The 19891-nt window shown below is 62.2% G+C and carries 20 protein-coding genes; 5 read left to right on the forward strand and 15 right to left on the reverse strand.

Annotation, left to right across the window (positions count from 1 at the left end):
* Positions 1 to 123: 123 nt before the first annotated feature.
* The 11 genes from BLU15_RS23955 to BLU15_RS24005 form a co-directional block, all read right to left on the reverse strand.
* Positions 124 to 1401, reverse strand: a complete 1278-nt coding sequence (locus tag BLU15_RS23955) for an L-fuconate dehydratase (protein ID WP_060530122.1) — start codon at positions 1399 to 1401, stop codon at positions 124 to 126.
* Between the two features lie 19 nt (positions 1402 to 1420).
* A complete protein-coding gene (locus BLU15_RS23960; protein ID WP_034796416.1) occupies positions 1421 to 2266 on the reverse strand; it encodes a fumarylacetoacetate hydrolase family protein in 846 nt (281 codons plus the stop codon).
* Positions 2267 to 2291: 25 nt separating this feature from the next.
* Positions 2292 to 3026: an SDR family oxidoreductase gene (locus BLU15_RS23965; RefSeq protein WP_090298592.1), complete on the reverse strand. Its 735-nt coding sequence runs from the start codon at positions 3024 to 3026 to the stop codon at positions 2292 to 2294.
* A 10-nt stretch (positions 3027 to 3036) separates the two neighbouring features.
* Positions 3037 to 3483, reverse strand: coding sequence for a MaoC/PaaZ C-terminal domain-containing protein (locus tag BLU15_RS23970; RefSeq protein ID WP_034796420.1), 447 nt, complete (start codon positions 3481 to 3483; stop codon positions 3037 to 3039).
* A 1-nt stretch (position 3484) separates the two neighbouring features.
* Complete coding sequence (locus BLU15_RS23975; RefSeq protein ID WP_090298594.1) at positions 3485 to 4564, reverse strand: Gfo/Idh/MocA family protein; 1080 nt, start codon at positions 4562 to 4564, stop codon at positions 3485 to 3487.
* Entirely contained in the window at positions 4557 to 4907 is a 351-nt protein-coding gene (locus BLU15_RS23980) for an L-rhamnose mutarotase (RefSeq protein WP_089045106.1), read from the reverse strand. The genes BLU15_RS23975 and BLU15_RS23980 overlap by 8 nt, the downstream gene beginning before the upstream one ends.
* Positions 4908 to 4922: 15 nt before the next feature.
* Positions 4923 to 6035 carry a mandelate racemase/muconate lactonizing enzyme family protein gene (locus BLU15_RS23985; protein WP_060530125.1) on the reverse strand — a complete coding sequence of 371 codons (1113 nt, stop codon included), beginning with the start codon at positions 6033 to 6035 and terminating at the stop codon, positions 4923 to 4925.
* A 1-nt stretch (position 6036) separates the two neighbouring features.
* The gene (locus tag BLU15_RS23990) at positions 6037 to 7134 is read right to left on the reverse strand and encodes an ABC transporter ATP-binding protein (protein ID WP_090298597.1); all 1098 of its coding nucleotides are present in this window, start codon (positions 7132 to 7134) and stop codon (positions 6037 to 6039) included.
* Between the two features lie 6 nt (positions 7135 to 7140).
* Positions 7141 to 8007, reverse strand: coding sequence for a carbohydrate ABC transporter permease (locus BLU15_RS23995; RefSeq protein ID WP_034796430.1), 867 nt, complete (start codon positions 8005 to 8007; stop codon positions 7141 to 7143).
* Positions 8007 to 8903 (reverse strand): carbohydrate ABC transporter permease, encoded by an 897-nt coding sequence (locus BLU15_RS24000; protein ID WP_034796432.1) that lies wholly within the window; start codon positions 8901 to 8903, stop codon positions 8007 to 8009. Before BLU15_RS24000 ends, BLU15_RS23995 begins: the two co-directional genes overlap by 1 nt.
* Before the next feature lie 81 nt (positions 8904 to 8984).
* Positions 8985 to 10304 carry a type 2 periplasmic-binding domain-containing protein gene (locus BLU15_RS24005; RefSeq protein WP_034796434.1) on the reverse strand — a complete coding sequence of 440 codons (1320 nt, stop codon included), beginning with the start codon at positions 10302 to 10304 and terminating at the stop codon, positions 8985 to 8987.
* Positions 10305 to 10468: 164 nt separating this feature from the next.
* Here BLU15_RS24005 and BLU15_RS24010 point away from each other — a divergent pair, with 164 nt between their 5' ends.
* Positions 10469 to 11257 (forward strand): IclR family transcriptional regulator, encoded by a 789-nt coding sequence (locus BLU15_RS24010; RefSeq protein WP_034796531.1) that lies wholly within the window; start codon positions 10469 to 10471, stop codon positions 11255 to 11257.
* 76 nt (positions 11258 to 11333) lie between these two features.
* Positions 11334 to 12170, forward strand: coding sequence for an amidohydrolase family protein (locus BLU15_RS24015; protein WP_060643830.1), 837 nt, complete (start codon positions 11334 to 11336; stop codon positions 12168 to 12170).
* A gap of 54 nt (positions 12171 to 12224) precedes the next feature.
* On the opposite strand, the gene BLU15_RS24020 is transcribed toward BLU15_RS24015, so the two are convergent.
* The 3 genes from BLU15_RS24020 to BLU15_RS24030 are packed head-to-tail and all read right to left on the reverse strand — an operon-like array spanning position 12225 to position 15077.
* Positions 12225 to 13361 (reverse strand): ABC transporter substrate-binding protein, encoded by a 1137-nt coding sequence (locus BLU15_RS24020; RefSeq protein ID WP_090298599.1) that lies wholly within the window; start codon positions 13359 to 13361, stop codon positions 12225 to 12227.
* On the reverse strand, positions 13358 to 14518 hold the full coding sequence (locus BLU15_RS24025) for a CaiB/BaiF CoA transferase family protein (protein WP_060517933.1): 1161 nt from the start codon (positions 14516 to 14518) through the stop codon (positions 13358 to 13360). The genes BLU15_RS24020 and BLU15_RS24025 overlap by 4 nt, the downstream gene beginning before the upstream one ends.
* Positions 14519 to 14525: 7 nt before the next feature.
* A complete protein-coding gene (locus BLU15_RS24030) occupies positions 14526 to 15077 on the reverse strand; it encodes a MaoC family dehydratase (protein ID WP_060517935.1) in 552 nt (183 codons plus the stop codon).
* A gap of 298 nt (positions 15078 to 15375) precedes the next feature.
* On the opposite strand from BLU15_RS24030, the gene BLU15_RS24035 reads away from it, so the two are divergent.
* From BLU15_RS24035 to BLU15_RS24045, 3 genes are all read left to right on the forward strand, one after another.
* Positions 15376 to 16356 carry a sugar-binding transcriptional regulator gene (locus BLU15_RS24035; protein WP_034796445.1) on the forward strand — a complete coding sequence of 327 codons (981 nt, stop codon included), beginning with the start codon at positions 15376 to 15378 and terminating at the stop codon, positions 16354 to 16356.
* Between the two features lie 57 nt (positions 16357 to 16413).
* The gene (locus BLU15_RS24040; protein ID WP_060643833.1) at positions 16414 to 18468 is read left to right on the forward strand and encodes a bifunctional aldolase/short-chain dehydrogenase; all 2055 of its coding nucleotides are present in this window, start codon (positions 16414 to 16416) and stop codon (positions 18466 to 18468) included.
* Positions 18469 to 18538: 70 nt separating this feature from the next.
* The gene (locus BLU15_RS24045; protein ID WP_034796449.1) at positions 18539 to 18763 is read left to right on the forward strand and encodes a hypothetical protein; all 225 of its coding nucleotides are present in this window, start codon (positions 18539 to 18541) and stop codon (positions 18761 to 18763) included.
* Between the two features lie 57 nt (positions 18764 to 18820).
* On the opposite strand, the gene BLU15_RS24050 is transcribed toward BLU15_RS24045, so the two are convergent.
* Positions 18821 to 19864, reverse strand: coding sequence for a substrate-binding domain-containing protein (locus BLU15_RS24050; protein WP_060517939.1), 1044 nt, complete (start codon positions 19862 to 19864; stop codon positions 18821 to 18823).
* Positions 19865 to 19891: the final 27 nt, after the last annotated feature.

Here is a 19891-nt window from a genome sequence, read left to right on the forward strand (position 1 = left end):
TGACGTCAAGGGCTGGGCGCCGAAATTGACCGAGGATCGGACGAAACAACAAAGCCGGAGCGGCTTTATATCGCTCCGGCTTTTGAATCTTGAAGACGTTATTCTTATATAAAACCTACTGCGTTAACCGCCGAACCTGTAGTCGGCGATCGACTGCGGCTTCATCTCGATCGAGAACCCGGGCCGCTGTGGCGGCATATAGGCGGCGTTCGCGATCACGCAGGGGTCGAGGAAGTGTTCGTGCAGATGGTCGACATATTCGATGACGCGACCATCCTTCGTTCCGGATACGGCAATATAATCGATCATCGACAGGTGTTGGACATATTCGCAAAGGCCGACGCCGCCGGCATGCGGCCAGACCGGCAGTCCGTATTTGGCGGCAACGAGCAGCACCGCCAGCACCTCGTTGAGGCCGCCCATGCGGCAACTGTCGATCTGGACGATATCGATCGCGCCTTCGGCGATGAACTGCTTGAACATGATGCGGTTCTGGCACATCTCCCCGGTCGCGACCTTCACCGGACCGATCGCCTCGCGGATCTTGCGATGGCCGGCAACATCGTCGGGGCTCGTCGGCTCTTCGATGAAGAACGGCTTGGCAAAGGCAAGCTGCTTGACCCAGTCGATCGCCTCGCCAACCTCCCAGACCTGGTTGGCGTCGATCATCAAGTAGCGGTCCGGGCCGATCACCTCGCGCGCGATTGTCAGTCGCCTGATGTCGTCGGCAAGGTCGCGGCCGACCTTCATCTTGATATGGTTGAAACCTTCGTCGATCGCCTCCTGGGCGAGACGCCGGAGTTTATCGTCGTCATAACCGAGCCAGCCGGCCGATGTCGTGTAGCAGGCATAACCTTCATTCTCGAGCGTCGCGATGCGCTGAGCCTTGCCGGGTTCGGCCTTCTTGAGGATTGCGACCGCCTCGTCACGCGTCAGCACGTCCGTCATGTAGCGGTAGTCGACGATGTCGGCGATCTCTTCCGGCGACATGTCGGCGACCAGCCGCCAGACGGGCTTGCCCGCCTCCTTGGCAAGCAGGTCCCAGACGGCGTTGACGACGGCGCCGGTCGCCAGATGCATCGCACCTTTCTCCGGACCGATCCAGCGCAGCTGGCTGTCGCTGGTCAGGTGCCGCCAGAACCGGCCGGGATGGGCGAGAATGTCTGATGTCTCCTGGCCGACGATCAGATGCCGCATGGCCTTGATCGCCATGCAGCAAATGTCGTTGCCGCGGCCGATGGTGAAGGTGAGACCATGGCCCGCAAGTCCCTCCCGATCGGTGTCGAGGATGACATAGGCCGCGGAATAGTCCGGGTCCGGGTTCATCGCGTCGGAACCGTCGAGGCTCTGCGAGGTCGGAAAGCGCAGGTCGAAGACGCGCAGATCAGTGATGCGGGTCATGGTCACTCCAGTCTTATGATCAATCGTCCGCGCGCACGGACTGCTTCTGGCTGCCGAGGCCCTCGATGCCGAGTTCGACGACGTCGCCGGCCTTAAGGTAACGCGGCGGCTTCATGCCCATGCCGACGCCGGGCGGCGTGCCGGTCGAGATGATGTCGCCCGGCTGCAGCGACATGAACTGCGACAGGTAGGAGACGAGGTAGGCAACGCCATAGACCATGGTCTTCGACGAGCCGTTCTGCATGGTTTCGCCGTTGACCTTCAGCCACATCGGCAGGTTCTGCGGGTCCGCCACTTCGTCCTTGGTCACCAGCCACGGGCCTGTCGGACCAAAGGTGTCGCAGGACTTGCCCTTGGTCCACTGTCCCTGGCGCTCGATCTGGAAGGCGCGTTCGGAGACGTCATGCACGGTGCAGTAGCCGGCGACATAGTCGAGTGCTTCCGCCTCGGTGACGTACTTGGCCTTGCGGCCGATGACGACGCCGAGTTCCACTTCCCAGTCGGTCTTCTCCGAGCCGCGCGGAATGATCAGGTCGTCATTCGGGCCAACGATCGCCGACGTCGCCTTCATGAAGATGATCGGTTCGGAGGGAACCGTGGCGCCCGTCTCGGCGGCATGGTCGGAGTAGTTGAGGCCGATGCAGATGAACTTGCCGGTACCGGCCACGCAAGGGCCGAGCCGCTGGTTGCCGTCGACAGCCGGAAGGCCGGCGAGATCGAGTGCCTCGAGTTCGGCGAGTTTGTCCGGGTCGAGCGCCGCACCTGAGAAATCGGCGACGTGGCCGGAAAGATCACGCAAGGTGCCGTTCGCATCGAGGATGCCCGGCTTTTCCTGGCCCGGGAGGCCGTAACGAAGAAGTTTCATATCTCTGCTTCCTGCTTGTCTGTTGTCAGATGGTCCAGCCGCCATCGATGGCATAGGCCTGGCCGGTCGTATAGGTGGCGCCCGCGAGATGGACGGCAAGGTCGGCGATCTCTTCCGGGGTGCCGAGCCGTCCCATTGGCTGGCGGGCGATAAAGGTGGCACGCGCAGTTTCATAGTCTCCCTGGGCGCGCATGCGGTCCTGCAGCGACGGGCTTTCGACTGTGCCCGGGCAAATGGCGTTGCAGCGAACGCCCTCAGACACGTAATCGGCTGCGACGGCCTTTGTGAGACCGATGACGGCGGCCTTGGTGACGCCGTAGGCAAACCGGTTGGGTACGCCCTTGATGCTGGAAGCGACCGAAGCCATGTTGATGATCGCGCCGTCCTTGCGGACAAGCATGCCCGGAAGGACCGCACGAATGGTGCGGATCATCGCCTTGACGTTGAGGTCGAGCGCGAACTCCAGATCGCTATCCTTCATCTCCAGGATCGAACCGGCATGCACGAAACCGGCGCAGTTGAAGAGGACGTCGACGGCGCCGATCTCTGCCACGAGCGCTTCGACCGCTTGCGTGTCGAGAACGTCGAGCCGGTGCGTTTCGACGTCGGCTTCCTTTGCAAGTGCCGCAAGCGCATCGGTATTGATATCGGTCGCGTGCACCTTTGCGCCGGCCTTCACAAAGGCCAAAGCCGAAGCGCGGCCGATGCCTTGAGCCGCAGCCGTAATCAGGACGACCTTGCCTTTAAGATCCGCTGTCATTCTCGATCCCTCATGCTTTGCGTTCAACGACCAGGATATGGTCGGCGGCGAGAACGACCTCGCCACGCTGGTTGATGACTTCTAACCGTTCGACGATGCGTCCCGCCTTCGGCCGCTTCGGATCGTCCTCTTTGGCGGCGATCGTCACGCGGGTACGGATCGTATCGCCGATATGAACCGGGCGCACGAAGCGCAGACGATCATAGCCGTAGGAAAAGGCAACCGGATTGATCAGCGATGCCGTAAGGCCGACGCCGATCGAGAAGATCATGGTGCCGTGGGCGATGCGCTGGCCGCCCGGCAGGGTCTTGGCGAACTCCGCATCCATGTGGTGCGGAAAGAAATCGCCGGTGTGGCCGGCATGGACGACGAAATCGGTCTCGGTAATCGTCCGGCCCGTCGTCAGGCGCTCATGGCCGAGCTCGTAGTCTTCGAAATGGATGATCTGTTCCGACATCTCAGCGTCCCGGAAGTGGCGCGATCGCCGTTGCCGGCGACGCACTCGATTGATAGGCGGCCTCGACCAGGGCCATTGTCTGCCAGGCGTCTTCCACCGAGCCGATCAGCTCCGGGTCTTCGCCGGAGGCGAAACGCTGCAGATTGGCCATTCGGTTGGCGAAGGCGCCGGGGAACCAGGCGCCTTCAAGCGGAACCGACACCCACTCGACAGCCCCGGTTGGCCGGATCCAGAGCTCGTCGGGCTCGCCCTTGGGATAGTCGAGGTTGACACCGAGTTTCACATAAGCAGCACCCGACGTGCCCGAGATGCGGAACTCGCAGGCCTGGAACTTACGGCCGAAATCATGGTCGTGATTGATCGAGAGCACGCAGCGCACTCGATCACCATAGTCGAGGATCGCAGCCGTCCGCGTCTGGGCAACCTCATGGTTCGGATGGCCGATCGTCTTCGCATGGACGCCCAAGGGGTTGCCGAGCAGGCCGCGCACGAGATCCAGATAATGGATCGAGTGCATGGCGATCTCGATGCGCGGCAAGCCTTTCAAGAACGGCCAAAAGCCCCAGGGGGTAGCAAGTGCAAGCCAGGCGTCGAAATCGACGACCTCGCCGAGGTATCCCTTCGCGATCGCGTCTTTCAGCGCCAGCATGATCGGCGCGAAGCGGAGCTGGAAATTGACCGCCGCCTTCAGTTTGCGCGTCCGGCAGAGCTCGAGAATGGCGGTCGCGGCTTCAAGGTCCGAGCCCATCGGCTTCTGGATGAGGGCAGCGGCGCCGATCGGAAGCTTCGCCAGGATGGCGGCATGGGCCGCCGGCGGGGTCGCCAGATCAAAGATTGCATCAGCGACCGCAAGCGCATCCTCTTCCCGTTCGAAGGCGGGAATGCGCCAGGCGCCGGCAAGCTTCGCGGCCTTCTCCCGGTCTGGATCATAAAGGCCCGCGACTGGGAAGCCGGCCTGGCGATAAGCCGGCAGATGTGCGTCGCCGACGATGCTGCCGGCGCCGAAGATCACGATCGGCCGGGGCTTTGCCGGTTTCGGCCACCACTGCCTGAGCGCGCCCGGATCGAAATTTTCAGCCATTGTGGGAGACCTTGCCGTCGTGATGGAAGACCTCTTCCATCATCGCCCACCACTCGCCTTCCTGGCGCGTCTCAAGCGGCTTCTGGCAGGGCATACAGACCGACCACCATTCCTGGTTCTTCGGATGTGCGGCCATCTTGGCCATGTCCGCCTCAAAATCAGAGCCGACATACTCCCAGTAGCCGAAGAGCAGGTTTTCCGGCTCCTTGAGGAAGATCGAGTAGTTGGTGACGTTGCACTGCGAAATCAGCGCGAGGATCTCCGGCCAGACGGCGGCGTGCAACGCCTTGTATTCGGCGACCTTGGACGCCTCCAGACCGATCACCATTCCCATTCGCTGCATGATGACCTCCCTATCCTAGCCCCGAAACTCGCGGGTAAACTCGTCGATCGAGCGGGCGCGCACGGCATCCCAATCCCAGGAAATCCCGATGCCTGGCTCGGACGGCGCCAATGCGCGACCGTTCCGGATCTCCATGCCCTTGGTCGTGAGATCATCGAGCTGCGGAATGTACTCAACATATTTGCCATTCGGCACGGCGCAGACGAGACTGACATGCAGCTCCATCAGGAAGTGCGGGCAGACCGGAATGTCGAAGGCTTCCGCCGCATGCGCGACTTTCAACCACGGCGTGATGCCGCCGATACGGGCAACGTCGACCTGGACGATCGAGCAGGCGCCCTTCTGCATGTATTCGCGGAAATGACGGATCGAGTACATGGATTCACCAACCGCAATCGGCGTGGGCGTCGAGCGCGTCAACCGGATATGACCGTCGAGATCGTCGGCCGGCAGCGGCTCCTCGATCCAGGCAAGGTCGAGCTCCTTCAGCCTGGACGCGCGGCGGATCGCCTCGTCGACGGTGAAACCCTGGTTGCAGTCGGTCATGATCTCGAAGCCGTCGCCGAGCGCCTTGCGCATTGCCGACAGGCGATCGTAATCCTCCGAGCCGTGCGGCTTGCCGATCTTCACCTTCGAACCTGAAAAGCCCTTGGCCTTGGCGGCAAGCGCGTCCTCGATCAGCGCTTCCTTTTCGATGTGCAGCCAGCCGCCCTCGGTGGTATAGAGGGGGCAGCTTTCCTTGGCGCCGCCGGCAAGCTTCCAGAGCGGCAGCTTCTGCTTTTTGGCGCGCAGGTCCCAAAGTGCTGTGTCAACTGCCGCCAGCGCCAGCGCCGTTATCGGGCCGATCGTCGTCGCGTGGGTCGCAAATTCTAGTCTGTGCCAGATCGCCTCGATGCAATCGGCATCCTCGCCGATCAGGATCGGCACCAGGTGGTCGGAGAGAAGCCGCATCACCGACGAACCGCCGGTACCGATCGTGTAGCTGTAGCCGGTGCCCGTCGCACCATCGCTGTCGGTGATGGTGACGATCGGGGTTTCCTGGCTGACGAAGCTCTGGATCGCATCGGTCCGCTTCACCTTCGGCGGCAGGTCGACCATGCGCAGTTCAATTTTCTCGATTCTTGCCATGTCAACCTTCCAGAGCCTTGCCGGTATCGATGTCGAAGAGATGGGCGCGCGAGAGGTCGAAGCTCATGCGCACCTTCTCGCCCGGGCCAAGCGGGCGCGGATTGAGCATGCGCGAAACCCAGTCTCGACCGTTGAACTGGATGAAGACCAGCGTTTCGTTACCCAGCGGTTCGGTGATCGACACCGGTAGCTCGACCTCGTGCACGGCGGCCGGGTCGCCGGCATGCAGACCATGGCCGCTCGGATAGATGTCGTCAGGCCTCAGACCGAAGGTGACCTTCTGTCCCGGACGGAGCGCGTTCACAAACCGCGGCGGGATAGGCAGCCGCATGCCGCTTACAAAGACGAGCGTACCGTTGTCGACGATCGCCTCGTCCATGTTCATCGGCGGCGAGCCGATGAAGCCGGCCACGAACTTTGTGGCCGGGCGCTGGAACACTTCTTCCGGCGTGCCCACTTGTTCGATATAGCCGTCACGCATGATGACGATGCGGTCTGACAAGGTCATCGCCTCGACCTGGTCGTGGGTGACGTAGATCATCGTCGCCTGCATGCGGGCATGCAGCTTCTTGATCTCGGTTCGCACCTGGGTGCGCAGCTTCGCATCCAGGTTCGACAGAGGTTCGTCGAACAGGAAGACATCCGGCTGGCGCACGATCGCGCGGCCCATGGCGACGCGCTGGCGCTGGCCGCCGGAAAGCTGCGACGGGCGGCGCTCCAGGAGATGGCTAAGATCGAGGATGGCAGCGGCTTCATCGACCCGCGTCTTGATCTCGTCTGCCGAGCGTCCGGCGATCTTTAGCGAAAAACCCATGTTTTCGGCGACCGTCATATGCGGATAGAGCGCATAGGACTGGAAGACCATGGAGATATTGCGCGCCCGAGGCGGCAGGTCGTTGACCTTCTTTCCGCCGATTTCGATCGCGCCATCGCTAACCTCTTCGAGGCCTGCGATCATGCGCAGCGTTGTCGACTTGCCGCAGCCCGACGGGCCGACGAGCGCGATGAACTCGCGGTCCTTCACTTCGAGGTCGATGCCGTGGACGACCTCGAGCGCGCCGTAGCGCTTGACCAGTTTCCTGAGGGTGACAGGAGCCATGAACGATTATCCTTTCACCGCGCCGAAGGTGAGGCCCGAAACGAGGTGCTTCTGAATGATGAAGGTAAGGGTCAGCGCCGGGATGATCATCACGACGGCGAGCGCACACATGCCGCGCCAGTCGATGGTGAATTCGGCGGTGTAGTCGAGAAGCCCGACCGGCAAGGTCTTGGAATTGACCGAGCGGGTGATCTGCGAGGCAAGCGCATACTCGTTCCAGGACGTCAGGAACGCAAAGATGCCGGCGGATGCGATGCCGGGACCGGCAAGCGGAAACTCCACCTGCCAGAAGGCCTGCCACGGCGTGCAGCCGTCTATCTGGGCGGCCTCGGCGAGATCCTTCGGCACCTGGCGGAAGAAGCCGTCGATCAGCCAGATGGTGAAGGGCACGTTGAGCGCGACATAGGTCAGGATCAGCGAAAAATGCGTGTCGATGATACCGGTGCGGGCGTAGAGCATGAAGAGCGGCAGCGAGAGCGCGATGCCAGGCACGGCGCGCGTCAGCATGAAGCCGAGAAAGATCGCCGACTTCGCCTTGAAACGATAGCGGGCAAAGGCGTAGCCGCCGGCCATGCCGATCGCCAGTGCAATCACCGTCGAGGTCACCGAGATGATCAGCGAATTGCGAAAATAGTCCCAGACGGGAACGCCACCCTGCCCGGCGCCCGCAAACATGGCGCGATAGGCATCGAGCGAAATGCTCTCGGGGATCCAAACCGGTGGTTTCGCCATGATTTCGACGGTCGGGCGCAGCGACGACAGCACGATCCAGAGGCCGGGAAGGCAGATCACGGCCATTGCGAGAAACAGGCCGATCAGGTGCACCGTCTTCAACAGGCGGCGGCGCAGGCGGTGCGAAGCGTTGATATCCATTACCACTCGGCTCCGATCTGCTGGCGCGCCGCGGCGAGCTTGCGGAAGAAATAGACGGTGAAGACGATCGACAGGAGGATCGCGACATAGGCCATGGCGTTGGCGAGCCCCATGCGGGCATCGGCATAGGCTGTGCGGCCGACGAGCGTCCAGAGTAGCTCCGTGCGCTTGGCCGGGCCGCCATCGGTCATGATCTTGACGATGTCATAGGCGCGCGCGACGTCGAGAGAGCGGATCGTCATGGCGATGAAGGCGAACGGCATCAGATAGGGCCAGGTGACATAGCGGAAGGTCTGCCAGGGTGTGCAGCCGTCGACATGGGCAGCCTCGACCGGATCCTTCGGCATGGCGAGCAGGCCGGCCAGAATCAGGATCGCAAAGACTGCGGTCGAGGACCAGACTTCGGCGATGATGATCGAGAGCAGTGCGAGATTGCCGTCGATCAACCAGGGAATTGCCTGATCCGTCAGTCCCAGCGACTGCAGCGCATTGTTGACGAAGCCGATATTGTCGTTGAAGAGGAACTTGAACTGGAAGCCGACGAGCACCGGCGAAAACATCATCGGAAACATCATCATGGTGCGCAGCAGGCGCTGGCCGTGGGTCGCCTTGTTGACAAGCAAAGCCAGGCCGAGACCGAGGAGCATCTCGGCGTTCAGAGCCACAGTCAGCAACAGCACGGTGCGGCCAAACGCGACCCAGAATTCGGCGTTGCCAAGTACGGTCGCGTAGTTGCGCAGGCCGACAAAGACCCACAGCGTCTCCGGTTTGGTCAAGCGGAACGGCGTGAAGCTCGAATAGAAGGAAAAAAGGAGCGGCAACACGATCACCGCCGCGAGCACGACAAAGGCCGGAAGCAGAAGCAGGGCCGGTGCTGACAATTTCTTGAGCTTCATCGGGCAGTCCTGAGGATTGCATGAAATGGCTGAGGCGGCGCCGGCGCCTTCAAGGCATCGGCGCCGCCTCATGGGTAACGATCAGAGCTTGCCCGCGTCTTCGAGAATGCCGGTCGCTTTCTGAGCGGCGGCATCAAGCGCTTCCTTCGACGTCTTGTCGCCGAGGATGGCGGCCTGGAGTTCCGGATAGACGGCGTTGGAGATTTCGATCCACTCGGCCGTCTTCGGAACCGGGAAGGCATGCTTTGCGGCTTCCTGGAAAGCCTGCAGCACTTCCGTCTTGTAGGCGTCGCCCTCGGCTTGCTTGATGTTGTATTCCCAGACGGCAGTCCGGGTCGGCAAGGGGCCGGCAGCCGATTCCAGCTTCTGGCTGTCCTCGTTGGTCAGCCACCAGACGAGCGAAGCGGCCGCTTCCTTGTTGGCGCAATCTTCGGTGACCGAGAAGCCATGATGGCCCGACCAGCCGGTGCGCTTGCCGGAAGAACCGGCCGGCTGCACCTTCACGCCGACATTGCCGGCGACCTTGGAGGACTTCGGGTCGTTGAAGAAGCTCGCCCAGCCAGGCCAGTCGAGATTGAGGGCGATCGAACCCGAGGCAAAGCCCTGGCCGAGGTCGTCCCAAAGATAGTTGGTCGTGCCCGGCGGTACGGCCTTGTCCTTGTAGAGCTTGACGAACCAGTCAAGCGCATGGACACCGGCTTCCGAGTTGAAGGCCGGGCGCCCGTCCTTGTCGAGATATTCGCCACCTTCGGCGACCAGCATTTCATAGAAGCGACCGTTGATTGCCTCTTCCTTACCGGCAAACTGCGTGCCGTAGAAATTCGGCGGGGCGGCGAAGAACTCGGCCTGATCGCTGACCTGGGCCCAGGTGTCCGGCGGCGCGAGGTCGTAACCGTATTTCGCCTTGAAGGCGGTCTTCTTGGCTTCGTCCTGGTAGAGGCTCTTCTGGTAGTAGAGCGCCGACACGTCGAACTGGGCGCGCGGCAACATCACCAGCTTGCCGTCGAGCGTCGAAGCGTCGATCAGCGCCGGCACGAATTTGGCGATCTCCTCCGGCGGCAGGAGCGCCAGGAGATCAGTGTAGATGTCGGGGTATTGCGGCGCGAAGGAGGAATGGTTCGAGCCGACGCACCAGCTGACGCCGCCAGTCGCGATGTCCGACTTGATCTCCTTGTCGAGTTCGAAGTGGTTCTTCTTCGACAGGATGTTGACCTTGGCGCCGGTCGCCTTCTCCCATTCGCCGATCCGCTCGTAGAGCTTTTCGTATTGCTGTCCGCCGATCAGCTTGGCGTCGATCGTGACGCCCTCGAACTTGCCGGGCAGTTCTGCGGCATTCGCCGCTCCCCCTGCACAGGCAAGCATAACGACGCCGGCGGAGACGCCGGCAAGCAGCCTTTTCATATCCACTCCTCCCATGTGCACGCCCTCTTCCTGACGCGACGTTCTCATTTGTGAGAAACTAATTCATATACAAACAACATTTTTATGAGGCGTCAAGGGAGAAGTTTCCTTTGTGGGCGCCTTCGTCTGCGTATATGGATATGAATATTCACCAAGGAGGCTTCATGGACACCGAAGAGTCAGATCGCTACCGCGCACCGGCCCTTGATAAGGGGCTCGACATTCTCGAGCTGCTCGCCAGCGTCGACGGCGGACTGACGCAGGCCGAGATTTCCAAGCGCCTGAACCGGAGTCCGAACGAGTTCTACCGCATGCTCGATCGGCTGGTGCGGCGCGGCTATGTCACGCGCATCGACGGAGATCGCTATTCGCTGACATTGAAGCTCTTCGGGTTGTCGCAACTGCATGCGCCGGTCCGCAGGCTTGCCTCCTACGCCACGCCCTTGATGCGGGATCTTGCCCAGCGCTCGAAGCAGGCAAACCACCTCGCCGTCTTCGATCGTGGCTCCGCCGTCGTCATCGCCCAGCAGGAAGCGCCTGATTATTGGGGCATTTCGATCCGGGTCGGGTCGCATATCAGCCTCTTCGACACGGGTTCCGGCCATATCCTGCTTGCCTTCCGCTCGGCCGAAGAGCGCGAAATGATGATCGCGGAACATGCCAGGAGCAAAGACGAGGTCCCGCGCGGGCCTGAGTTCTACGCGCGCCTCGATCAGATCCGCGAGCGCGGCTATGAAATGATGGCGAGCGCGCAGACAGCCGGCGTCTATAACCTCTCGGCGCCGATCCTGGGGCCTGATGGCCGCGGCATCGCGGCGCTGACCGTTCCCTATATCGCGCTCGTTAACGCGCCCTCGGCGCCAGACATCACTGAAAGCATCGCCCTTTTGCTGAAAACCGCCGAGCAACTGTCGACGTTGGCCGGTTCGGACGTGGCCTCCACAACAGATTGACGGCACTTGGGAACGGTCGTACTTCTTATCTGAATAGATCATTCTTATGTGAGAAGCCGTTCGGAGGAGGCGCGCCTTGATCATCGACACCCATCTTCACCTCATCGACAGGTCGAGGCTCGCCTATCCCTGGCTCGCCGGTGTGCCTGCCCTCAACCAGGACTTTCTCTACGCCACCTACGAGCGCGAAGCGCGGCGGCTCGGCATTACGGCCAGCCTGCACATGGAGGTCGATGTCGATCCTTTAGAGATGGAGAAGGAGACATCCGAGGTCGCGCGGCTCGCAGGCCAGGCGGATAGCCTGCTGAAGGGCGCTATTGCCGCCTGCAGACCTGAAGAGGATGGCTTTTCGGCCTATCTGGAACGCCAGGAAGCAAACGGCCTCGTCAAGGGCTTCCGCCGCGTGCTGCATGTGATGCCGGATGATCTCTCCGAAGGAGCGACTTTTCGCGACAATATCCGCCGGCTCGGCGGCCGTCGCTTCACCTTCGACCTCTGCGTCCTGCCGCACCAGATCGAAAAGGCGATTGCGCTTGCCGATCTGGCGCCCGACGTTCCGTTTATCCTCGACCATTGCGGCGTGCCCGACATTCGCGCCGGCGCCGAGCATCCCTGGCGCGAGCACATGAGCGAGATCGCCCAGCGTGCGAACGTCACGGCAAAAATCTCCGGCGTCGTCGCCTATGCGGACGAGGCCTGGCAGGTCGAGACGCTGCGCCCGTATGTCGAGCACACGATCGACGTCTTTGGTTGGGATCGGGTGGTCTGGGGAAGCGATTGGCCGGTCTGCACACTCGGCGGCAATCTTTCGACCTGGGTCGGCGCCACCCACGCGCTTCTGGAAGGCTGCAGCGCGGAGGAAAAGCGCAAGCTGCTTGCCGACAACGCGCGCCGGATCTGGAATCTCGCCTAGCAAGCCCTGCCCTAAGTCCGTTCCGGGACGCCTGGGCATCCCGGAACTCAGAAATCAGGCTGTAGCAAAACTCTCTGCAAACAGCCGATTGAGATCGTCGACGACCTTTCCCGCCGCCTCTTTGCCCGTGAGGCCGTCGTTGATGCGATCGGATGCCGCCTGCTGGAACGCCATGTAGCCGTCGTGCCGTGGGCGAACCCAGGCGCTCTCCAGCGTCTTGCGCGTCGCACGATAGAAATCGGATGTCGCGGCATTGACGGCGTCGTCATCCCAGGCGGCCGCGTGGCCGGGCTGCCCGCCTCCTGAGGCATAAGGACCGCGCTGGACGGCGCCGCTCGCAACGAAATAGGCGAAATCGATCGCCGCTTCCCGCGCCTGTGAGAAAGCCGAGACCGCAATCCCCGTTCCGCCGAGGGCCGAGCCTGCCGGACCATTGGTTCCGGCAACCGGAACATCGCCAAACGTCACGAGCGACGGCCGGAAGCCCGGCATCGCGTAGCTGACATAGCCGTAGATCAGAGGTGCACAGACAACTTTCGACGCCGGATCGCTCATTGCCTCCAGCAAGGCGATCGGGTCCATGGAAAAGCAGGAGGGATCGATCAGGTCTGTCAGTTCACGCAGGCGCTCGAAGGCGTTGATGCCCGCATCCGGATCGATCAGCGGCCCGGTAGCGTCACTGCGGCAGGGGGAACCGAGATTGCCGGCGAGCGTGTAGAAGCTCATCAGGGAATGCGGTGGGCGCATCGGCAGCGCCACCCTTGCCTGTCGCGCGAGCGCCAGCATGTCGGTCCAGCTTTCCATACGGTCCGTCAGGTCCGGGCGCCACGCCTGGACCTGGGTCGCCGCATCGATCGGAAAGGCCCATTGCCGGCCCTGCCAGGTATAGCTCGGATAGGAGCGCCCGACGCTCGCATCCTCAAGCGCCTTCCTCTCGGCTTGGCGGCCTTCCACATCAAGCGGCGCCAGGCACTTCTCCTTGGTGATTTGGCCGACATGCGGATGATCGATGACGATAAGATCATAGGCCCGCGCCAATTCCTCGACCGGATAGGTCTCAAAATCCTGCAGCGAGCGCTTGTCCCATTCTACCGTTATGCCGGTGCGTTCCTGCCAAAACCGCGAACAGGCGATCATCGGATCGTAGCCGCGCGGGTGGCTCCAGGTCATGCCCTTCAATGTGACGCTCACAGGCCGAACTCCTCTCGGATCGAGGTGCTATGCTCGCCGATCCGTGGTGCTGCGCGGTCCACCTGCGCACGCTTACCGTTGACCCTGAGCGGCGAACGCGTCGTCAGGATCGAAACGTCGTCCTCGCGCACCACCGTCTGCAGCATGTCGAGCACGCGGAAGCCTTCGCTTTCGAGCAGTTCGTTCCAGTTTAGAACCCGGGCGCACCAGATGTCCGCAGGCTCAAGCACGCCAAGCCAATGGTCGATGGTGTTTTCGGCGATCCGCTTGGCGATCAGCGCCTTGATTTCGTCCCGTTCGGAGAACCAGGAAGCCGGATCGTCGCGATAGGCGTCGAGTTGTGGCATTTGCAAGAGATCGGCAAGCTTCGGGATGGGCGTCATGGCGATGGCGAGATAGCCGTCCTTGGCCGGATAGACCCCATAGGGCGCCGACAGATAGGCATGGGCGCTGCGAAAACCCGACCGGGTCGGCAGCCGGCGGCCGTCATTCAAGTGCGTCGTCAGGACTTCGAACTGGAAGTCGACGAGGGCCTCGAGCAGGCTCGTCTCGATCAGGCTGCCCTTGCCGGAAATGCCGCGACGGACGAGGGCTGCAAGGATACCTTGCGCTGCTGCGGCGCCCGCAAGCATGTCGCCGATCGCCAGACCAAAGGGCACCGGCCCTTGGCCCTCATCGCCGTTCAGCCACATGACGCCGGAGCGCGATTGCGCGAGCAGATCCTGCCCCGGCCGCTTCACCCAGGGGCCTTCCTCGCCATAGCCGCTGATCGAGGCATAAACGATCTTCGGGTTGATCGCCTTGACCGCCTCGTAGTCGAGCCCGAGCCGCTGGATGACGCCGGGACGGAAATTCTGGATCAGCACGTCGGCCTTGGCGAGCAACGTCTGCAAGGCTTTAAGATCCGCCTCGTTCTTGAGGTCGATCGCGAGGCTTTCCTTGGCGCGGTTGATGGCATGAAAGATCGTCGAATCGCCGCCGATCTCGGTGTCGCTCAGATAAAGCCGGCGCGACAGGTCGCCACCGTCGGGGCGCTCGATCTTGATGACGCGCGCCCCGAGATCCATGAGGCGCAAGGAGCAGTAGGGGCCTGAGAGAAACTGGCTCATGTCGACGACGACAAGGCCAGAGAGCGGCAGTTCGTTGGTTTCGGTCATCGGTATCTTACTTCTCGGTCTTGCCGACGAAGTCGGCGGGGTTTTTGTATTTCACGGTCTGCAGGTGCTCACAGTAGAGCACCAGCTCCCCCTCGCCCTTGAAGACCTGGTAGCTGGCCCGGATAAGCCCGAGCTCCCTGTAGCGGGGCGTTTTGTCCATGTTGGTACGGATCGTGTAGATCGTTTCGCCGATGAAGACCGGCTTGATGAAGCGCAGCTTGTCATAACCGTAGGAAAAGGCGTTGACGCAGTTGGTGGCGACCAGCCCGAGGCCTGCGGAAAAGACGAAGGCGCCGGCAACGAGACGCCTGCCGAAGATGCCCTCGCGCTCGGCAAACATCTGATCCTGCACGTAAGGATGGATGTCGACGACGAGCGTATTGAAGAGGTGGCTGTCGCTCTCGGCGATCGTGCGACGCAATGACCTTATACGCTGGCCGACTGGCCAGTCCTCATAGAACCAGTTTTCCGCGTTCCACACGGGAAGCGCGGCGTGCTCCTCCGGCATGTCCCCGGGATGGGTCGAGGACACCCCGACAGTGGGCATGAAGTCATCCATTGGTCAGTCCCTGATGCAATAGGTCGGCAACTGCGGGTCCGTTCGACGGTTCCCGAGGGCAATGCCGCTCGATCTCCATTCGGATCCTTATATGAATAGTATGTTCACATATGGATTCCGTTTGCAACCGGCTGTGGGCTGCAAGCGCGTTCGCGGCGAGAAGCGACGCCGTAAAGACCATCACTCAAATAGAGGTTCAGCTGCTGCAGTGCGCGCGACGTGGCGACATTCGTCAACGACGTTGACTTTTGTCAGTATAGATGAAATATGTCAGATCCATCTTGCGAAGGTTCCGCCAATGCCCATCCGAGCCACAGACCAAATCATTCACAAGGCCGCCTGGCTCTATTATACGCACGGCCTGCGCCAGGACGAAGTGGCGCAGCGGCTGGAGATATCCCGCGCCTCGATCGCCATGTATCTGCGCAAGGCCCGCGAGATGGGCATCGTCACGATCACCACGTCGACAGAACTGTTTTCGCAGGACGTGCTTGCCCGCGAGCTCGAAGACGCCACCGGGCTTACGACTGCATGGCTCGTGCCGGAAGATCGGCAGGCGATGGACCCGGCCGCCGAAATGCCCGTCGTCGCGGCCTCCGTTTTTCTCGAACTGATCAACAAGGGCGACCGGATCGGTGTTGCCTGGGGCCGCACCGTCTATCATATCGCCGACGTCATGCCCTTTGCGGACCTGCGCGGCGTCACGGTCGTGCAACTTTGCGGCAACCTCGGCGCGCCCTATTCCTACCGCCCGGATCAATGCACGACGGAAATCGCCCGCCGCCTCAATGCCGAAGGGATTAATTTTTATGCGCCGCTCGTGCTTTCCTCCGAGCGGCTCGCCGAAGAACTGCGCGGCGAACCCGTCATCAAGGAGCAGCTCGCGACCATCTCCGACTGCGGTCTGGCGCTCTATTCGGTCGGCGGCATCGAGGATGACAGCCACCTCGTCAAATGCGGCGCGCTCTCGGCTGCAGACATGCATGCGATGGGCGAAAAGGGCGCGGCCGGCGTCATTGCCGGACAGCTCATCGATCGCGACGGCCAATGGATGGATTGCGAGCACAATCGCCGCTGCATTTCGGCCGATCTGGGCTCCATCCGCACGATCAAGAAGCGCATGCTGGTCGTGCAGGAGGACAGCAAGTTCGAACCGCTGATGGCGGCCTTGAAGGGCGGCTTCGCCTCGCATCTCGTCATCACCGAGTCGATGGCACGCAAAGTCCTCGATCGCTGGAACCGCGAAGGGCTTGGCAGAAGCGGCTCAGGCGCCCCCTGAGCCTCGAATTTGGGTCCGCCGATACCGGCCGGGCCGGTTTATCGGGAGGCTGAACTTATGGATAATCTCTGGCGCGACGACGAGGCGGAGAAGGTCGTTGCGGGCTATCAGGCCAAGGGCACCGGCCGCGATCTGGCGCTGCGGACCTATACGACGCGACTGCTTGGCGGCGAGCCGCGGCTCGTGCTGCATGGCGGCGGCAACACCTCGGTGAAAACCGAAATCACAGACCTCGTCGGGGACACGCATGCCGTGCTCTGCGTCAAGGGCAGTGGCTGGGACATGGGCACGATCGAGCCCCCCGGCCTGCCAGCCGTCAAGATCGCCCCCCTGCTCAAGAGCCGCAAGCTCGAAAGGCTTTCGGACGAGGACATGGTGACGCTGTTGCGCGCCAACCTCATCGACCCGGCCTCGCCGAACCCGTCCGTGGAGGCGCTGCTGCACGCCTTCCTGCCACACAAGTTCGTCGACCACACCCATTCGACCGCCATTCTTGCCATCGCCGATCAGGCCAAGAGCCGGGAGATGTGCGCCGAGCTTTTCGGCAGGAAGATGGGCTTCGTGCCCTACATCATGCCGGGCTTCGCGCTGGCGAAGGCTGCGGCGGACGTGTTCGATCAGGATCCGACAGTCGAGGGGCTGATCCTCGACAAGCACGGGATCTTCACCTTCGCCGACACGGCGAAGGAAGCCTATGATCGGATGATCCACTATGTCACGCTTGCCGAAGAGCATGTGAAAGCGAAGGGGCACAATCCGTTTACGCCCGCCGCCCTGCCCGCAGTGCTTGCAAGCCCTGCCGATATCGCGCCAATGCTGCGCGGCGCCGTTGCCGTCGACAAGGGCGAAGGCCGTTTTGACCGCATGGTCAGTGTGTTCCGCACCTCGCCCGATATCCTCGACTTCGTCAATGCGCAGCAGGTTGAGGAGATGGCAGCCAGGGGCGTTTCGACGCCCGATCTTTCCATCCGCATCAAGACCGGCCCGATGGTGCTTCCGGCGCCGGCTAAAGATGATCTCTTGGGCTACCGGGCCGTGATCGACGCGCGGGTCACCGCCTTTGCCGCCGACTACACCGGGTATTTCCACAGCAACGACGCACGAGACGACGTCAAGCGCATCATGCTCGATCCCATGCCGCGCCTGACGCTGGTGCCCGGGCTCGGCATGTTCGGCCATGGCCGCACCTACAAGGACGCGATGATCGCCGTCGACGTCGGCGAGATGTGGATCGAGGCTGCGCGCGACGCAGAATCCGTTGGCCGCTTCGAGCCGGTCAGCCGGCCGGATCTCTTCGATCTCGAATACTGGTCGCTGGAACAGGCGAAACTCGCAGGCGCCAAGCCGAAGCCGTTTACCGGCCAGGTCGCGCTCGTCACCGGCGGCGCCGGCGCCATCGGCGCTGCCATCGTCAAGGCTTTCGTCGCCGAGGGCGCGCATGCCGTCGTGCTCGATCTCGACGGCGACAAGGCTGCGGTCGTGGCAAAGGCGGCCGGCAACAACTCGATTGGCATCGCCTGCGACATCACGGATCCCGCTTCGGTGCGCGCCGCCTTCGACCGGGTGGTCGCGACCTTCGGCGGCGTCGATATCGTCGTCTCCAATGCGGGCGCCGCCTGGGAAAGCCCGATTGCGACGATGGACGACGCCCTGCTGCGCCGTAGCTTCGAGCTGAATTTCTTCGCGCATCAGACGGTCGCGCAGAATGCCGTGCGCATCATGAAGGAACAAAAGACCGGCGGCGTGCTGCTCTTCAACGCCTCCAAGCAGGCAGTCAACCCGGGCGCGAAGTTCGGCGCCTACGGATTGCCGAAAGCGGCGACGCTGTTTCTGTCGCGGCAATATGCGCTTGAGCATGGTGCCGACCATATCCGCGTCAATGCCGTCAACGCCGATCGCATCCGCTCGGGTCTGCTCAATGACGAGATGATCGCCAATCGTGCAGCCGCTCGCGGCCTTTCGGTCAAGGACTACATGGGCGGAAACCTGCTCGGTCTCGAAGTGACGGCCGAGGACGTAGCGCGCGCCTTCGTGCACCACGCGCTCGCAGAACGAACCACCGCGGATGTGACGACTGTGGATGGCGGCAATATCGCAGCGGCGATGCGCTGAGCGCTTCCGTCTAAGCGTAAAAACGTGCCACACTGCAGTCTCCCGCCAGAGTTGTTCGGATGGAGACGAAATGGTCGATCGATGGCCCGCAGATGCCGCGTTTCAAATGGGTGACTATGCCGCCAAGAAAGGCCGCGCCTCATGGCGCGGCAAGATCGTCGGCTGGTATCGCACAGACCTGACCAGCCTCGGCTACGCGATCGAAAGCCATTTCGAGCCGGGCTCCGTGCAGATCTATCCCGAGACGGCGATCGAAGCCTGGGTGCCGCCAAAGGCGGAAAGCGAATTAGAGTAACCAGGACAAAAAAAGGGGCGGTCTGATCGACCGCCCCTTTCGTTTCGCCTTGGGAGATTAAGGCTTCGGCATCCATGCGGGCATGGCAACATCTGCATGGGCGAACTGCGGCAGCTTCACGCCGAGCTCTTCCATGTTCTTGATGTCCTGATCGTTCAGGTCCTTCTGGGTGATCAGCGTCGGCGGTACGACCACCTGGCGGCCCGGGTCTTCGCCGGCAAGCAGCATGGCGAGCGAGCGGACCGAGACCTGGCCGACGACGGCGGGGTTGGTGGCGGCCGTCGCCGTCCAGGCCGAGCCCGTTTCGCGCATGGCGGCGATGTCGGACGTCGAAATGTCGGCCGAGTAGATCTTGACGCTGGAAGACAGGCCCGCTTCGTCGACGGCGATCTTCACGCCCTTGGCGAACTCGTCATAGGGCGCGAACATCACGGTGATGTCGGGCTTGGCCGAAATCACCGCGCGGGCCTGGTTGGCTACCGAGTTGGCGATCGGGTTGTCCATCGTTCCGAATTGTGCGGCTTCCTCGATGCCGGAATACTTCGCCTTGAATTCCTTCCAGGTCTCGTCGCGGCGGTCGAGCGGCGCGATGCCGGCGACATAGACGTAGCCTGCCTTGAAGCTTTCGCCATTGTCCTTGACGGCCTGCTCGAGCGCGAGGCGGGCGAGGTCGCGATCGGACTGCTCGATCTGCGGGATCTTCTCGTTCTCGACGTTTACGTCGAAGGCGACGACCTTGATGCCGGCGTCAACCGCGCGCTGGGCAGCTTCCTTCATCGATTCGGTCAGGCCGTGCTGGATGATGATGCCCTGCACGCCAAGCGCGATCGCCTGGTCGACCATGTCGGCCTGGAGCGCTGCATCCTGGCGGCTGTCGAAGACCTGAAGCTGCACGCCGAGCGCCTTGGACTGCGCCTCGACGCCTGCGAGATAGGACTGGAAGAAGTCGCCGGTCGAAAGGTAGCGCACAAGCGCGATCTTGACATCGCCGGCCTTGTCGAACGGCTTTGGCATGTCGGCTGCAAAGGACGGCACGCCGAAGGCGGCTGCCCCCATCAACCCAAGCGTCAAGCGGCCCAGGCTTCTGCGAGTCATGTTCATGTCAGTCTCCTCCACTGGTGAACTTTT

This window comes from Ensifer sp. YR511 (genome assembly GCF_900103045.1).
Lineage (GTDB): Bacteria > Pseudomonadota > Alphaproteobacteria > Rhizobiales > Rhizobiaceae > Ensifer > Ensifer adhaerens.

Bases quoted from the DNA above. Each gene is read 5' to 3' on its own strand.
- BLU15_RS23955 (WP_060530122.1), bottom strand. From the start codon at position 1,401: ATGACCCGCATCACTGATCTGCGCGTCTTCGACCTGCGCTTTCCGACC.
- BLU15_RS23960 (WP_034796416.1), bottom strand. From the start codon at position 2,266: ATGAAACTTCTTCGTTACGGCCTCCCGGGCCAGGAAAAGCCGGGCATC.
- BLU15_RS23965 (WP_090298592.1), bottom strand. From the start codon at position 3,026: ATGACAGCGGATCTTAAAGGCAAGGTCGTCCTGATTACGGCTGCGGCT.
- BLU15_RS23970 (WP_034796420.1), bottom strand. From the start codon at position 3,483: ATGTCGGAACAGATCATCCATTTCGAAGACTACGAGCTCGGCCATGAG.
- BLU15_RS23975 (WP_090298594.1), bottom strand. From the start codon at position 4,564: ATGGCTGAAAATTTCGATCCGGGCGCGCTCAGGCAGTGGTGGCCGAAA.
- BLU15_RS23980 (WP_089045106.1), bottom strand. From the start codon at position 4,907: ATGCAGCGAATGGGAATGGTGATCGGTCTGGAGGCGTCCAAGGTCGCC.
- BLU15_RS23985 (WP_060530125.1), bottom strand. From the start codon at position 6,035: ATGGCAAGAATCGAGAAAATTGAACTGCGCATGGTCGACCTGCCGCCG.
- BLU15_RS23990 (WP_090298597.1), bottom strand. From the start codon at position 7,134: ATGGCTCCTGTCACCCTCAGGAAACTGGTCAAGCGCTACGGCGCGCTC.
- BLU15_RS23995 (WP_034796430.1), bottom strand. From the start codon at position 8,007: ATGGATATCAACGCTTCGCACCGCCTGCGCCGCCGCCTGTTGAAGACG.
- BLU15_RS24000 (WP_034796432.1), bottom strand. From the start codon at position 8,903: ATGAAGCTCAAGAAATTGTCAGCACCGGCCCTGCTTCTGCTTCCGGCC.
- BLU15_RS24005 (WP_034796434.1), bottom strand. From the start codon at position 10,304: ATGAAAAGGCTGCTTGCCGGCGTCTCCGCCGGCGTCGTTATGCTTGCC.
- BLU15_RS24010 (WP_034796531.1), top strand. From the start codon at position 10,469: ATGGACACCGAAGAGTCAGATCGCTACCGCGCACCGGCCCTTGATAAG.
- BLU15_RS24025 (WP_060517933.1), bottom strand. From the start codon at position 14,518: ATGACCGAAACCAACGAACTGCCGCTCTCTGGCCTTGTCGTCGTCGAC.
- BLU15_RS24030 (WP_060517935.1), bottom strand. From the start codon at position 15,077: ATGGATGACTTCATGCCCACTGTCGGGGTGTCCTCGACCCATCCCGGG.
- BLU15_RS24035 (WP_034796445.1), top strand. From the start codon at position 15,376: ATGCCCATCCGAGCCACAGACCAAATCATTCACAAGGCCGCCTGGCTC.
- BLU15_RS24040 (WP_060643833.1), top strand. From the start codon at position 16,414: ATGGATAATCTCTGGCGCGACGACGAGGCGGAGAAGGTCGTTGCGGGC.
- BLU15_RS24045 (WP_034796449.1), top strand. From the start codon at position 18,539: ATGGTCGATCGATGGCCCGCAGATGCCGCGTTTCAAATGGGTGACTAT.
- BLU15_RS24050 (WP_060517939.1), bottom strand. From the start codon at position 19,864: ATGAACATGACTCGCAGAAGCCTGGGCCGCTTGACGCTTGGGTTGATG.